Here is a 13,165-nt window from a genome sequence, read left to right as displayed (position 1 = left end):
CTGAGGGGGAGCCAATGATAACCCCGGACCGCGACGCGCAGGCTGCGCCTCGGCGCTTGCGTTCGGTCGTGCGCGGAATGATCTGGGCCACGGTGCCGGTGCTGCTGCTGGTGCAATTGCTCGCCTCTGCCGGCGTCGAGGCCACGAGCTTCTGGTCGCAGATCCGCCAGCTCGATGCCCGCATTGCCCGCACCGCCGAGAGCCGCGCCGAGCTGATCGCAGAGCCGCTCTGGAAGATGCGCTACGACCAGGTCACGGGCGTGCTCAACGAGATCATGCACGACGAGACCATCGCGGCGGCGGCCGTCTATGACGACACGGGCGCGGCGATCGCCCGCGTGGTGGCGCGCCCCTCGGATCAGGTCGCGGAAATCTCGCGTCCGATCAGGTACAGCAACGGCAACATCGCCGTGCAGGCCGGACGCATCGCCATCGCCTATTCCTATGCGCCCGTCTATGCCGACACCGGCGGCCGGCTGATGCTGCTTCTCGTCGTCGGCGTGTTGGCAACGCTCGCCACCGTGGTGGCGCTGCGCATCTCGGCCAACATCTTCATCGGCAAGCCGCTCGCGGCGATCATGTCGGCGATCCAGCGCAGCAAGCAGGACGGCCGCGCCTATCCGGCCGAGATCAGCTCGGCCAACGAATTCGGTCAGCTCGCGCAGGCTTTCAACGCCATGCAGCACACGACCTCGGGCGCGCTCGACCGGCTCGGGCACATGGCCTCGCACGATCCGCTCACGGGCCTGCCCAACCGGCGCTCGCTGTCGGAGCGCCTCGTGACCCTGAGCGGCGATGCCGGCTCGCCGGACTCCCTGATCGCCTTCTGCTTCATCGACCTCGACGACTTCAAGGGCATCAACGACACCTTCGGCCACGACGCCGGCGACCGCTTCCTGGTCCACATTTCCGAACGGCTGCGCGAGGCGGTCGAGCCGCAGGATTGGGTCGCGCGGCTCGGCGGCGACGAGTTCGTCGTGATCCGCCCCGAGGTCAGCAACGCGGCGGCCGCGCAGGCTTTCGCGCGCGAGCTGCTGGATGCGATTTCCGAGCCGATCCGGCTGCACGACAAGCAGGTCGCGCCCCGGGCCAGCATCGGCCTTGCCGTGCGCCGCGCCGGCGATCCCGAATTGTCGCATCTGCCGGCGCTGGCCGACATCGCGCTCTACCATGCCAAGAGCAAGGCGCCCGGTACCGTCGCGGTGCTGGACGAAGCGCTGCAGCGCGACTATCGCCGCCGCAGGGATCTCGAGCTGGCCATTCCCGCAGGCTTCGCCGAGGGACAGTTCGAGGTCTGGTATCAGGGCCAGATCGACCTCGAGAGCCAGGGCGTCGTCGGGCTGGAGGCGCTGATCCGCTGGCGTCATCCCGAACATGGCGTGATCGGTCCCGGCGAATTCCTGCCGCTGGTCGAGCGCAGCGGCAACAATGCACGGCTGACGCGCTATGTGCTGACCGACGCCTGCCGCGCGCTGCAGCATCTGGCCGCCGCCGGCAGGCCGGACATCAGGATCGCGATCAACCTGCCGCCGTCCGAGCTCGCCGATCATTCGCTTGCCGCCGAGCTGCGCACGACCTGCGCGCGCTTCGACGTCGCGGCCTCGTCACTGGAGCTCGAGATCACCGAGGGCTCGCTGATCAACAACATCGCCAGCGCCTCCGAGACGCTGCAGCGCCTGCGCCGGCTCGGCGCCACCATCGCGCTCGACGATTTCGGCACGGGCTACTCTTCGCTGGCGCATCTCAGGCGGTTCCCGCTCGACAGGGTCAAGATCGACAAGGCCTTCATCAGCGAGATCCCCGATAGCGCGGAAGACAAGGCGATCGTCGGCGTCATCGCATCGCTCGCCGGCACGCTGGGGTTGACGCTGGTCGCCGAAGGCATCGAGCGGGCGGAGCAGGCGGCGGCCATGCGCGAGATGGGCGTGACGCTGGGGCAGGGCTATCTCTACCATCGGCCGCAGCCGCTCAGGGATGTGCTGCAATGGCTCGAAGGGCAGGCTGTGCCCGCGAGCCGCGTCGTTGCGGAAAGCCCGTCAATCGCGCCCGAATTCGCCGCCTGAGCGCGGCGACTACGGCTGCGCCGCGTTCCAGAGCATCGACAGCCCGGCCGCGATCATGATCGCATCCATCAAGAGGCGGAACACGTCCGGTTTCAGGTGCAGCACGAAGCGCTTGGCGATGAATGCGCCTGACATCAGCGAAGCACCCGCGATCAGTCCCTTGACGAACACATCGCCGGTGAGCGCACCGAAACGTTCGAAAGTCACCGACTTCGCGAAATAGAGGCCGAGCGACGAAGCCGCCTCGGTGGCGAGGAAGGCGCCCTTAGACAGGCCGTAAAACAAAAACAGCGGCACGCTGAGCGGGCCGGTGGAGACCACGATGCCGGTGAGATAGCCGATGACGGCACCGCCGACGGCGAGATGCCAGAGATTGGCCTTGAGGTCGTGCCTGGCCAGCCAGTGCCGCACCGGCACCATCACGATCAGGAAGCTGCCGATGGCGAGATCCACGGCGTGCGAGGGCAGCGCCAGCAGGGTACGCGCGCCGAGCGCGGCCGCCGGAATGCCCGTGATCGAATAGGCCGCGCAGGCCCGCCAGTCGACCTCGCGCCACCACGCCAAAATGCGCGAAAAATTCGCCATCACCGAGGCGACCGCCATGATCGGCACGGCCTCCTTCGGCCCGTAGGCATAGACCAGCACGGGCATCAGCATGATCGACGACCCCGTGCCGACGATGCCGGAAATCGTGCCCGCGATCAGGCCGACGGTGAGGACGAAGACAAAGGCCAAGGGCAGGGGCTCCGGGAATCGGACAAGTGTAGCCGGAGCAGGCGTCGTGCGCGAATGCAGTTGCGGCAGGTCAGTGCCGCCCAGGCGAAGGGGCGGGACGGCCGCAGGCGAGCGCAGCGATCGCGCCGCGCAGCGGCATGCCGGCTTGCGCACCCGGCTTGAGGCACTTTTGCGCCGCGGCCTCGCATCCGACCTCGAGGGCGGTTTGCAGCGGAACCTTCTCGTGGATCATCGCCGCAAGCGCACCGGCAAAGGTGTCGCCGGCCCCGGTCGTGTCCACCGGCGTGATATCAGGCGCGGGCGCGCGCAAACGGGTTCCGTCCGCCGCGACGGCCAGTGCGCCCTGCGCGCCGGCGGTGACGATGCAGACGAGATTGCCGGCCTTCGCGAGTGCCGCAGCCGCTGCTTCATGGTCCGACGCGGCGAGGCCGATGGCGGCGGCGGCGTCCAGCGCCTCATGCTCGTTGACGAGAAGATAGCTGGTGGCGGCGAGAAGCTCGGTCACCATCTCGCTGTTCATCCTCGCCGGCACCGGTGCGAGATTCCAGATGACGGTGCCGGAGGCCGCGGTCGTTCGGCGCGCCGCGTCCAGCGCCTGCGCAAAGGGCACTTCCATCTGCAGCACCAGCACCGTGTCGGCGCCGAACAGCGAAGCAGGCAGGTCACCGGCGCTCGCCGCCAGATTGGCGCCGCTGGCCACGGTGATCGCATTCTCGCCGGCCTGATCGACCGTGATGAAAGCGCAGCCGGTCGGCTCGTCGGCCCTGACCACCAGGCCCACGTCCACGCCGTTGGTGCGCAGGTTCTCGATCGCGCTGTCGCCAAATCCATCCCGGCCGACGCGGCCGGCCATGTGGACCCGGCCGGGGCCGGCGATGCGTGCGGCGGCGACGGCCTGGTTGGCGCCCTTGCCGCCGAAATGCGTCTGGTAGGACGGGGCGAGCACGGTCCGGCCGGGCCCCGGAATGACCGGGACCTGTGCGACCAGATCGATGTTGAGCGACCCGAACACCAGGATCATGGGCGGGACGTCAGCCTTGCTCGTCCATGACGCGCAGCTTCTCGACGCGGCGGCGGAAATCCTCGTCGGTGGAGAATTCTGCGGAGAGGTAGGACGAGACGAGGTCCACGGCGAGCCAGGCGCCGACGATCTGCGCGCCGATGCACATGACGTTGACGTCGTCATGCTCGACGCTCTGATGCGCCGAATGCACGTCGTGGCAGACCGCGGCGCGGATGCCCTTCATCTTGTTGGCGGCGATCGAGGCGCCGACGCCGGTGCCGCAGACCATGATGCCGCGCGCCGCTTCGCCCGAGGTCACCTTCTGTGCCACCGCGCGCGCGATGTCGGGGAAGTCCACCGGCTTGTCGTCATGGGAGCCGACGTCGATGATGTCGTGGCCGAGCTTGCGGATGTGGTCGATGACGGTCTGCTTGAGCGGCCAGCCGGCGTGGTCGGATCCGATGACGAGACGCATGTGATGTCCTTCTTGATTTTGCATTGGCCGTGACAGCCGCAGAACGGCTGTCACGGGTCTCTCTGGTTTCAGCTACGCATGTCCGCGGGCAGATCGACGCCGTGGAATTTCTTGTAGATGGCGTTGAGCTTGCCGTTCTTGACGTTCTCGGCGATCCAGGCGTTGAGCTTGTCCATCAACCGCTGCTCGCCCTTCTTCAGGCCGATGGCGAGGTCGAAGGTCGCCAGCGGAATTTTGGACTCGAAGATGCGGGCCGGATTCTTGACGCCGATCTGGTTGATGATCGTCGCCGAGGTGCCGACACAATCGACCTGGCCGGACACGGCCGCCGTCACTTCCGTGGCGTCGTCGTCATAGCGGGAGATCTTCAGCTCCTTGTCCTTCATGTTGGACAGGGTGGTGTCTTGCGTGGTGCCGCGTGAGACGCCGATCGCCTTGTCCTTGAGGTCGGGCCAGTCCTTGACGTTGAGCGACTTCAGACAGCCGATGTCGGATTGCAGCGTCGCGTAGCGCTTGGTGAAGTCGATCACCTTGGCGCGCTCGGGCGTCACCGACAGGGTCGAGATGATGATGTCGGCCTTGCCGGTGAGGACGTTGGGGATGCGGGTCGCGCCGGTGGTCTGGATGAACTCGAGCTCGAGCCCCCAATCCTTGGCGAGCAGCTGCGCGACCTCGACGTCGGAGCCGGTCGGCTTCATGCTCGAATCCATCATGCCCGAGGGCGGGATGGCGAGGTCGGTCGAGATGCGGATCTTCTTGGCCTGCGTGATGTCGTCGAGCAGATCGGCCGATGCCGGCGTGATTGCCATCATCATCAGGCCGCAAAGCGCGGCGGCGGTGCCCAGCAATGTCTTGTTGGTCATTCTTGGTTCTCCTCTCCCTGTTATGATTTTAAGTTTCCCGTTCCCACGAATTGGGTGAGCTCGGGTGTGGTCGGCGACGTCAGGATCGAGGCGGGTCCGGTCTCGTGGACCTTGCCGCGATGCATGAACACGATCCGGTCGGCGATGCCTTTGGCGAAGCCCATCTCGTGCGTGACCATCACCATGGTCATGCCGTCCGCCGCCAATTGCTCGATCACCTTCAGCACCTCCGCGGTGAGCTCGGGATCGAGCGCGGAGGTGACCTCGTCGAACAGCATGACCTTCGGCTGCATCGCCAGCGAGCGCGCGATGGCGGCGCGCTGCTGCTGGCCGCCCGAGAGCTGCTCGGGATAGGCGTGCAGCTTCTCCTCGAGCCCGACCTGCACCAGCACTTTTCGTGCGAGGTCCTTCGCTTCGGCTGTCGCCATGCCCTTCACCGCGCAAGGGGCGAGGGTGATGTTCTGCTCGATCGTGAGATGCGGAAACAGATTGTAGCTCTGGAACACGATGCCGACGTCCTGGCGCAGCGCGCGCAGATCGACGTCGGGGCGGTCGACGCGGTGACCGCAGACGACGATCTCGCCGTCGTCGACCTTCTCGAAGCGGTCGATGCAGCGCAGCGCCGTGCTCTTGCCGGAGCCGGAACGGCCGATCAGCGCCAACACTTCACCGCGCTCGACCGCAAAGGAGACGCCGTCGAGCACGACGAGCGGGCCGAAGCTCTTCCGCACGTTGCGGAGCGACACGATCGGTTCGGAGGAGGAGTTCTGCTGCATGTCAGGCCGGTGCGAGGTTGGACCTGCCGCGCCCCATCCGCCGCTCCAGCCGCTGGCTGAACAGCGACAGCGGATAGCACATGGCGAAATAGGTGACGGCGATGATGGCGTAGATGGCGAACGGCTCGAACAGCGAGTTGTTGACGATCTGGCCCGAACGCATCAGCTCGACGAAGCCAACCACCGAGGCGAGCGAGGTGTTCTTGATGATCTGCACCATGAAGCCGACCGTCGGCGGCGTCGCGATGCGGATCGCCTGCGGCAGGATCACCTTGACCATGCGCTGGGTCCGGGTCAGCGCGAGGCCTTCGGCGGCCTCCCATTGCGGCTTCGGCACGGACTGGATGCAGCCGCGCCAGATCTCGCCGAGATAGGCGGCGACGTAGAGCGTCAGCGAGGCGCTCGCGGCCGTGAGCGGCGAGACCTTGAGGCCGATGGCGGCAAGGCCGAAATAGCCGAGGAACAGGATCACCAGCAGCGGCGTGCCCTGGATGAGCTGGACATAGACCGCGCTGGCGAGCCGCACGGATTTGAGCGGCGAGATCCGCGCGAGCGCGATCACAAAGCCGACGATGCCGCCGCCGATCAGCGCGATCACCGACAGGCCGATGGTCCAGAGCGCGCCTTGGCCGAGGAACATGAGATGGTTGATGTTGAGATGTCCGCCCATGCTCATCTCACAGCGGTGTGCCGAGCCGGCGCCGGCGCGGAAACAGCACGAGGCCGAGGCCCCAGAAGCCGGCGCGCATCACCAGCGAGAGGATGACGTAGAGCACGGCGACGATGATATAGGTCTCGAACGCGCGATAGGTGTCCGACTGGATGTAGTTGGCGACCGCGGTGAGCTCCTCGGCCGAGATCTGCGAGCAGACCGAGGAGGCCAGCATCAGGAGCACGAACTGGCTGGTCAGCGCCGGATAGACCTTCTCGACCGCCGGCAGCAGGATGATGTGCCAGTAGATCTGGAGCCGCGACAGCGCCAGCCCTTCGGCCGCCTCGATCTGTCCGCGCGGGATCGCCTCGAAACCGGCGCGCATGATCTCGGCCGTGTAGGCGCCGACATTGATGGTCAGCGCGGTCACTGCCACCGCGAAGGCGGAGAATTTCAGCCCGAGGCTGGCGAGGCCGAAATAGACCAGGAAGATCTGCACCAGGAGGGGCGTGTTGCGGATGGTCTCGACATAGATCTTGCAGGCGCCCGCGATCAGCGAATTGTGCGTGCCGCGCCCCACCGCCGCGAGCGTGCCGAGCAGGGCGCCCAGCACCGTCGCGAAGGCGGCAAGCTCCAGCGTGAGGACGGCGCCGGCGAGAAAACTCGGCCAACGCTCCAGCACTGCGGGAAAGTCGAGTTGGAGGCTCATCGCCGCTTCTTCAGCCGGTGGTCTGATTGGTCATGCGGTCATAGACGCGGAACAGCGCCTGGTTGCCGTTGCTGCCTTCGCCGTGGGCGCGCGCATCGACATACTGGCTGGTGACAAGCGCGGTGCCGGGCAAGGGCACGCTCAGCGCCTGCGCGTGCTCTTGCACGAGGCGAAGGTCCTTGAGCTGGAGATCGATGCGGAAGCCGGCGGAGGCATCGCCCGCGATCATCGCGGGGCCGAGCTTATCGAGCATCCAGGAGGCGGCGGAGCCGCCGAGCAGGACGCGACGCAGCAGATTGAGATCGATGCCCGAGGCGCGCCCGAGTGCGAGAGCCTCGCAGATCGCCTGGATGTTGATGCCGCAGATCAGCTGGTTGCAGAGCTTGACGGTCTGACCGGCGCCGGACGCGCCGACATGGGTGATGGTCGTGCCCATGGCGCGAAAGAAAGGTTCGGCCCGCGCGAAGGCCTCGGCATCGCCGCCGGCCATGATCGAGAGCGCGGCGTTCTTGGCGCCGACGGGCCCGCCCGAAACCGGCGCGTCGATGAAGCCGACGCCGATCTTTTGCAGGTCGGCATGGATGCGGCGGACCGCAACTGGCGAGATCGTGCTCATGTCGACGATGAGCTTGCCTGATGGGGGAGACTTCAGCAGGCCCTGCTCGCCGTAGATGGTCGCTTCAACGTGGGGCGTGTCGGGCAGCATCGTGATGACGATGTCGGCGCCCTGCGCCGCATCGGCGGGGCTCTTGGCGCGAACCGCACCTTCGTTGACGCTGGCGCTCAGTGCCGCCTCGTCGAGATCGAACACGCGAACCGCGTGGCCGGCCTTCAGCAGGTTGCGCACCATCTCGCGGCCCATCGTGCCGATGCCGATGAAGCCGACGCTGCCCTTGTCATTCCGTCCCATGCGATCAGTCCGTTTCTTGATTGATTGCTGTCTTGGTTGTCTTACGTGCCGCGATCAGCCCGAGGCGCTGGTCCTGTCGATATCGCCGACGATGGCGCGCCTGCGATATTCGTCGCCGATGGCGAAATGCTTGCGCAGCGTCGCGTCCGCGCGCTCCGGATCGCGCGCGATGACGGCTTCGAAGATGCGGCGGTGGTCGTCGATCAGATAGGTCTTCATCGAGGGGAAGGCCTGCACCAGCTCGCGGCGGCTGCGATGCGAATGCGTCAGCAGGCCCGCCATCGAAGAGTGCAGCACCGTCAGCGTCTCCGAATGCGAGGCCACGACGATGGCGCGGTGGAAGTCGAAATCGGCCATGCCGCCGGCGTCGGCCTCGTCGATGGTCTCGCCGATCCTGGCCAGCGCCCGCTGCAGGCGCTCGAAATCGGTGATGTTGGCGCGCTCGCAGGCGAGGCGGATCGCCTGGCATTCGATCGCGACGCGCGCCTGCATGACGTCGTCGAGCATGTCGGCCTGCTGGGCCAGCGCGAAGGTGAAGAAGTCGTTCAGCACCGAGACGTCGGGCCGCGTCACCACGGTGCCGATGCGGTCGCGGATCTCGACGATGCCGAGCACGGTGAGGGCACGCAGCGCCTCGCGGACGATCGGCCGGCTGACGCCGAGGAGGGTGGCAAGCTCGCGCTCGGAGATCAGGCGGTCGCCCGGCTTCAGCGAGCCCGCGAGCAGGCGCTCGCGCAGGAAGGCGAACACCTTCTCGAAGCCTTTTTCGCCGTCGGCTGTCCGCTTGAGCTCCATCCCTGTCCCGCTTGGTCTGATCTTGGTCAGACCAGTATGCTAACCAGGACGCGGAGGTCAAGGGGCTCAGATGGGGCAGACTGGGGAGGGCTAAGGGTTCTGCGGCGGGGTGTCCGCTAAGGTCTTGAATCGATTAGGTCCGGCTACTGTGCATGGGGTTGTTTTTGGTGTTCTTGTTTGGGCGACCCCGGAACGTCGTCCTCCGACGTTGCGGACGAACCTGCTGCTGACAGCATGTTGGCAGCAGGGGCTGGCTACGACCATCTCCTGACAAAAGGGGAGAACGGGACATGCGGATCGAGGCGAGTTGTCATTGCGGTGAGACGGTGTTCGAGGTGACGGAGGCGCCCGCCAGCGTGACACGCTGTACCTGCACGCTCTGCTCCAAGCGCGGCGCGCTGTGGGCCTATTACACGCCGGCGCAGTTTCGCCTGCTGTCACCGCCGGACAACGTGGCGACCTATCTCTGGGGCAGTCGCACGGTCAAACATCATTTCTGCGCCAGCTGCGGCTGCGGCACCTATTCGGAATCGCCGGACTGGTCGAGCGGCAAGCCGGACTTCGACAATCCCAAGGTCGCGGTCAACGCGCGCCTGTTCGACGACTTCGATCTCGAGGCGGTGCCGGTGAACATGATCGACGGCAGGAATTTGTGGTGAGCGATGAGGGCGCGCTCTTCGCAGCGGCACGCCCGTCCTCTTGAGGCAATTTTGAAAAGCTGATTTGTTTCCGGCCTAGAAAAAGGGGAGGAAACCCATGATGCGTCTTTTTGCGCGAGTGATTCTCGCAATGTGTCTGGCCGTTGCAATCGGCTTCAATGCACAGGCGCAGACCAGGCCGAAGGTCACCTCGCTGGGACCGGACTTCCCCAAGGCCTCGCTGTTCGTCGGCAACAGCTTCTTCTACTTCAACAACGGCATGCCCGGGCATCTCACCTTCATGGAGCGGGCGGCCGATGCCGAGAACAAGGCGGCCTATCGCAACACCATGGCGACCATTGGCGGCTCCGGCCTCGACTGGCACGACATGGAGAACCTGCTGCGTCCGGGCGGCCTGGGCGCCTATTCGTTCGACGAGCAGAACGTCGTGATCTTCAACAAGCCCGGCAGGCAGTACGACGCCGTCGTGATGATGGATTGCAGCCAGTGCCCGATCCATCCGCAATTGAAGGACGCGTTCACGACCTTCGCCAAGAAGGACAGCGACATCGTCCGCGCCCACGGCATGCGGCCGGTGTTTTTCATGTCCTGGGCCTATGCCGACAAGCCGGAAATGACCGAGCAACTGGCCGAGGCCTATACGGTCGCCGGCAACGCCAACGACGCGCTCGTCATTCCCGCCGGTCTCGCCTTTGCGCGCGTGCGCAAGATCCAGCCCGAGCTCAATCTCTACGCGCCGGACAAGCGGCACCCGAGTCCTGCCGGCACCTATCTCGCCGCCTGCGTGACATTCGCCGCGCTGACGGGACGCTCGCCGGTCGGCAATTCCTACAACATGGGACTCGATGCGGAGACGACACAGCTGCTGCAAAAGGCAGCATGGGACACCGCGCAGGAATATTACGGGCGCTGATCTTGTAGGATGGGTAGAGCGTAGCGAAACCCATCATCACAGGCGCGAACAGCGATGGGTTTCGCTACGCTCTACCCATCCTACGGCACCATTATTGAGGCTACTTCAGCACCACCCACGCCGGCGCGTGATCACTCGCGCCTTCCTCGCCGCGGACCTTCTTGTCTACCCCGGCCTTTGCCAGCCGCGAGACGAGGGCAGGGCTGAGCAGGAGATGGTCGAGCCGCAGCCCCGCGTCGCGCGGCCAGCGGTTTCGCTTGTAGTCCCAGAACGTGTAGATGCGTTTCTCCGGATGCAGCTCGCGGATCGCATCGCACCAGCCCTGTTCGACCAGGGAAGCAAAGGCCGCGCGGCTCTTCGGCTGGATCAGCGCATCCTTGTCCCATGAGCGCGTCGGATAGATGTCGATCCCGGTCGGCGCGACGTTGTAATCGCCGGCGAGCACTACGGGCAGGTCCTGCTTGATGAAGGTCTTCGCGTGGCGCCTGAGGCGCGCGAACCAGTCGAGCTTGTAGTCGAATTTCGGCCCCGGCTGCGGATTGCCGTTCGGCAGGTAGATGCTGGTGACGATGATGCCGCGCACGGCGGCCTCGATATAGCGGGCTTCGTGATCATCAGGCTTTCCCGGCAGACGATCGCGGGTCAGCACCGGCTCGGCGTTGCGCGCGAGGAGGGCGACGCCGTTCCACGTCTTCTGTCCACACCACACCGCGCCGTAGCCGGCCTTTTCGATCGCCGCCGCCGGAAATTCGCCATCACTTGCCTTCAACTCCTGAAGCGCGACCACATCGGGCTTTGCGGCGCGCAGCCATGCCAACAGATTGGGCAGGCGGCGGTTGACGTTGTTGATGTTGAATGTCGCGATCTTCATGTAGAGCTACCGGCTCTCGCCTTTCGTCTTCCGGAGATACAATGTCCAGATTGAGCTTTGCCGCTATTGCGTTCGTCGTCGCGTTCTCCGGGGCCACTTCGGCACAGTCAGCCGATACGCGCGGCGCATGCAAGGCGGATTACGACAAATTCTGCGCCGGCATCGCGCCGGGCGGCGGCATCGTCGCCTGCCTCAACGCCAAGCGCGACCAGCTCAGCACCACCTGCAAGGCAGCGCTGGACAGCAGGAAGAAGAAGTAGGCGCCGCTCTCGTGTCCCGGACGCGGCGCAGCGCGTAAGCGGTGCGGCGCAGGGCCGGGACCCAGAAGGCGATACGATCTATTGCAGAGAAATGGGCCCCGGCTCTGCAGCGCATTACGCCGCGAAGCGCGGCGCGTTGCGCGGCGTCCGGGGCACGAGGGTGGTCTCTTAGCCCGGCAGCGGCGGCGGGGCCGCGGGCTCCTCGGCCGGCGGCGGCGAGGGCGGCTGGGCGGCGCTCGATGCCGGCTCCGGCTTCGTCAGCGGCTCGACCACATTGCCGCCCTTGTAGACGCGGGCGTAGCGGTGGCCGAGGCTGGTCAGCACCTCATAGCCGATGGTGCCGAAATGATGCGCGAGCTCGTCGACGGTGATGCCTTCGCCGAGCAGCGTCACCATGTGACCGCGCCGCACGGCGTTCGGCGGCAGATCGGTGATGTCGATCGCGATCAGATCCATGGAGACGCGGCCGGCGACCGGGCAGCGCTTGCCGGCGACGATCACTTCGGCGCCGCGCGTGCCGTCGTTCGAGCTGGCGGCGCGGAAATAGCCGTCGGCATAACCGACCGCGATGAGCGCGAGCTTGGTCGGCCGCCGCGCGGTCCAGGTGCCGCCATAGCCGACGCTCTCGCCGCGCTCGACATTGCGGATCTGCACGATGCGCGCCTTGAGATCGACCACCGGCTGCATCGGATTGTCGGCCTCCGGCGTCGGGTTGACGCCGTAGAGCGCAGCGCCCGGCCGCACCAGGTCGAACTGGAACGGCGCGCCGAGGAAGATGCCGGACGAATTGGCGAGCGCGGCCGGCACGCCGGAGAATTCGCTGGCGATGCCGCGGAAGGCTGCGAGCTGCTTGGCATTGACCGGGCTGTTGAGCTGCTCGGCCGAGACCAGATGGCTCATCACCAGCGTGATGCCGTGATCGCCTGCATTGATGCGGGGGATGATCGCCTGCGCCTCCTGGAGCGTCAGGCCGAGCCGGTTCATGCCGGTATCGATGTGGATGGCGGCGCCGCCGTTCCACCCCGTCCGGCGGCAGAACACGTCCCATTCGGCGAGCTCGTTGAGATCGCCGATCACGGGCCGGCAGTTGATCTGGGCGTAGTGCTCGCCGGTGTTCTGGAAATAGCCGCCGAGCACGTAGATCGTGGGCTCCGGCACGGCCGCGCGCACCTTGCGTGCTTCCTCGATGGTGGCGACGAAGAAGGTCTTGCAGCCGGCCTTGCTCAGGGCGCGCGCGACCTGCTCGGCGCCGCAGCCATAGGCGTCGGCCTTGATCACCGCCGAGCATTCGGCCGGCACCGCCGTCTTCTCGAGCTTGCGCCAATTGGCGATGATCGCGTCGAGATCGACGGTGAGCACGCCGCCGAAGGCAGCGAGCGCGGCAGCCTGATTGGCCTCCGCGGAGAGAAGGCCTGATTGCGGGGTCATTTTCGGGTCGGACGCCATTGTCATGGCGCCGTTTTACGCAAGAGGCAGCCTTG

At 66.1% G+C, this 13,165-nt stretch carries 15 protein-coding genes; 4 read left to right on the top strand and 11 right to left on the bottom strand.

Annotated elements, in window-relative coordinates; genetic code table 11:
- Positions 1–14 precede the first annotated feature (14 nt).
- Positions 15–2,063 (top strand): putative bifunctional diguanylate cyclase/phosphodiesterase, encoded by a 2,049-nt coding sequence (locus JQ617_RS19115; RefSeq protein WP_212027647.1) that lies wholly within the window; start codon positions 15–17, stop codon positions 2,061–2,063.
- 9 nt (positions 2,064–2,072) lie between these two features.
- On the opposite strand, the gene JQ617_RS19110 is transcribed toward JQ617_RS19115, so the two are convergent.
- The 9 genes from JQ617_RS19110 to JQ617_RS19070 form a co-directional block, all read right to left on the bottom strand.
- Positions 2,073–2,798, bottom strand: a complete 726-nt coding sequence (locus JQ617_RS19110; RefSeq protein ID WP_212027646.1) for a sulfite exporter TauE/SafE family protein — start codon at positions 2,796–2,798, stop codon at positions 2,073–2,075.
- Between the two features lie 70 nt (positions 2,799–2,868).
- On the bottom strand, positions 2,869–3,819 hold the full coding sequence (locus JQ617_RS19105) for a ribokinase (protein WP_212027645.1): 951 nt from the start codon (positions 3,817–3,819) through the stop codon (positions 2,869–2,871).
- 10 nt (positions 3,820–3,829) lie between these two features.
- Positions 3,830–4,276, bottom strand: a complete 447-nt coding sequence (rpiB, locus tag JQ617_RS19100) for a ribose 5-phosphate isomerase B (protein ID WP_212027644.1) — start codon at positions 4,274–4,276, stop codon at positions 3,830–3,832.
- 68 nt (positions 4,277–4,344) lie between these two features.
- Entirely contained in the window at positions 4,345–5,139 is a 795-nt protein-coding gene (locus JQ617_RS19095; protein WP_145658997.1) for a transporter substrate-binding domain-containing protein, read from the bottom strand.
- A 20-nt stretch (positions 5,140–5,159) separates the two neighbouring features.
- Positions 5,160–5,915: an amino acid ABC transporter ATP-binding protein gene (locus tag JQ617_RS19090; RefSeq protein ID WP_063684124.1), complete on the bottom strand. Its 756-nt coding sequence runs from the start codon at positions 5,913–5,915 to the stop codon at positions 5,160–5,162.
- A 1-nt stretch (position 5,916) separates the two neighbouring features.
- Positions 5,917–6,585, bottom strand: coding sequence for an amino acid ABC transporter permease (locus JQ617_RS19085; protein WP_212027643.1), 669 nt, complete (start codon positions 6,583–6,585; stop codon positions 5,917–5,919).
- Positions 6,586–6,592: 7 nt separating this feature from the next.
- Positions 6,593–7,276, bottom strand: coding sequence for an amino acid ABC transporter permease (locus JQ617_RS19080; RefSeq protein WP_212027642.1), 684 nt, complete (start codon positions 7,274–7,276; stop codon positions 6,593–6,595).
- A 10-nt stretch (positions 7,277–7,286) separates the two neighbouring features.
- Entirely contained in the window at positions 7,287–8,186 is a 900-nt protein-coding gene (locus tag JQ617_RS19075) for an NAD(P)-dependent oxidoreductase (protein WP_212027641.1), read from the bottom strand.
- Positions 8,187–8,240: 54 nt separating this feature from the next.
- Entirely contained in the window at positions 8,241–8,981 is a 741-nt protein-coding gene (locus JQ617_RS19070; protein WP_145659005.1) for a FadR/GntR family transcriptional regulator, read from the bottom strand.
- A gap of 290 nt (positions 8,982–9,271) precedes the next feature.
- On the opposite strand from JQ617_RS19070, the gene JQ617_RS19065 reads away from it, so the two are divergent.
- Both JQ617_RS19065 and JQ617_RS19060 read left to right on the top strand, forming a co-directional pair.
- Positions 9,272–9,640 carry a GFA family protein gene (locus JQ617_RS19065; protein WP_212027640.1) on the top strand — a complete coding sequence of 123 codons (369 nt, stop codon included), beginning with the start codon at positions 9,272–9,274 and terminating at the stop codon, positions 9,638–9,640.
- A 97-nt stretch (positions 9,641–9,737) separates the two neighbouring features.
- The gene (locus JQ617_RS19060; RefSeq protein WP_212027639.1) at positions 9,738–10,553 is read left to right on the top strand and encodes an SGNH/GDSL hydrolase family protein; all 816 of its coding nucleotides are present in this window, start codon (positions 9,738–9,740) and stop codon (positions 10,551–10,553) included.
- A 100-nt stretch (positions 10,554–10,653) separates the two neighbouring features.
- On the opposite strand, the gene JQ617_RS19055 is transcribed toward JQ617_RS19060, so the two are convergent.
- Positions 10,654–11,424, bottom strand: a complete 771-nt coding sequence (locus JQ617_RS19055; RefSeq protein ID WP_212027638.1) for an exodeoxyribonuclease III — start codon at positions 11,422–11,424, stop codon at positions 10,654–10,656.
- 41 nt (positions 11,425–11,465) lie between these two features.
- Between JQ617_RS19055 and JQ617_RS19050 the strand changes: the two genes are divergently transcribed.
- Positions 11,466–11,684 (top strand): cysteine rich repeat-containing protein, encoded by a 219-nt coding sequence (locus JQ617_RS19050; RefSeq protein WP_063684109.1) that lies wholly within the window; start codon positions 11,466–11,468, stop codon positions 11,682–11,684.
- A gap of 168 nt (positions 11,685–11,852) precedes the next feature.
- Here the strand turns inward: JQ617_RS19050 and alr are convergent, their stop codons facing one another.
- The gene (gene alr, locus JQ617_RS19045; RefSeq protein ID WP_212027890.1) at positions 11,853–13,130 is read right to left on the bottom strand and encodes an alanine racemase; all 1,278 of its coding nucleotides are present in this window, start codon (positions 13,128–13,130) and stop codon (positions 11,853–11,855) included.
- Between the last annotated feature and the right edge of the window lie 35 nt (positions 13,131–13,165).

The organism is Bradyrhizobium sp. KB893862 SZCCT0404 (assembly GCF_018130885.1).
Lineage (GTDB): Bacteria > Pseudomonadota > Alphaproteobacteria > Rhizobiales > Xanthobacteraceae > Bradyrhizobium > Bradyrhizobium stylosanthis.
Note: the sequence above shows the minus strand (reverse complement) of the source record. Positions and strands in the feature narration are given on the sequence as shown.

What these genes read in the sequence shown, in the direction of transcription:
- JQ617_RS19115 (WP_212027647.1), top strand. Translation starts at nt 15, where the DNA reads ATGATAACCCCGGACCGCGACGCGCAGGCTGCGCCTCGGCGCTTGCGT.
- JQ617_RS19105 (WP_212027645.1), bottom strand. Translation starts at nt 3,819, where the DNA reads ATGATCCTGGTGTTCGGGTCGCTCAACATCGATCTGGTCGCACAGGTC.
- rpiB (WP_212027644.1), bottom strand. Translation starts at nt 4,276, where the DNA reads ATGCGTCTCGTCATCGGATCCGACCACGCCGGCTGGCCGCTCAAGCAG.
- JQ617_RS19095 (WP_145658997.1), bottom strand. Translation starts at nt 5,139, where the DNA reads ATGACCAACAAGACATTGCTGGGCACCGCCGCCGCGCTTTGCGGCCTG.
- JQ617_RS19090 (WP_063684124.1), bottom strand. Translation starts at nt 5,915, where the DNA reads ATGCAGCAGAACTCCTCCTCCGAACCGATCGTGTCGCTCCGCAACGTG.
- JQ617_RS19085 (WP_212027643.1), bottom strand. Translation starts at nt 6,585, where the DNA reads ATGGGCGGACATCTCAACATCAACCATCTCATGTTCCTCGGCCAAGGC.
- JQ617_RS19080 (WP_212027642.1), bottom strand. Translation starts at nt 7,276, where the DNA reads ATGAGCCTCCAACTCGACTTTCCCGCAGTGCTGGAGCGTTGGCCGAGT.
- JQ617_RS19075 (WP_212027641.1), bottom strand. Translation starts at nt 8,186, where the DNA reads ATGGGACGGAATGACAAGGGCAGCGTCGGCTTCATCGGCATCGGCACG.
- JQ617_RS19070 (WP_145659005.1), bottom strand. Translation starts at nt 8,981, where the DNA reads ATGGAGCTCAAGCGGACAGCCGACGGCGAAAAAGGCTTCGAGAAGGTG.
- JQ617_RS19065 (WP_212027640.1), top strand. Translation starts at nt 9,272, where the DNA reads ATGCGGATCGAGGCGAGTTGTCATTGCGGTGAGACGGTGTTCGAGGTG.
- JQ617_RS19060 (WP_212027639.1), top strand. Translation starts at nt 9,738, where the DNA reads ATGATGCGTCTTTTTGCGCGAGTGATTCTCGCAATGTGTCTGGCCGTT.
- JQ617_RS19055 (WP_212027638.1), bottom strand. Translation starts at nt 11,424, where the DNA reads ATGAAGATCGCGACATTCAACATCAACAACGTCAACCGCCGCCTGCCC.
- JQ617_RS19050 (WP_063684109.1), top strand. Translation starts at nt 11,466, where the DNA reads ATGTCCAGATTGAGCTTTGCCGCTATTGCGTTCGTCGTCGCGTTCTCC.
- alr (WP_212027890.1), bottom strand. Translation starts at nt 13,130, where the DNA reads ATGGCGTCCGACCCGAAAATGACCCCGCAATCAGGCCTTCTCTCCGCG.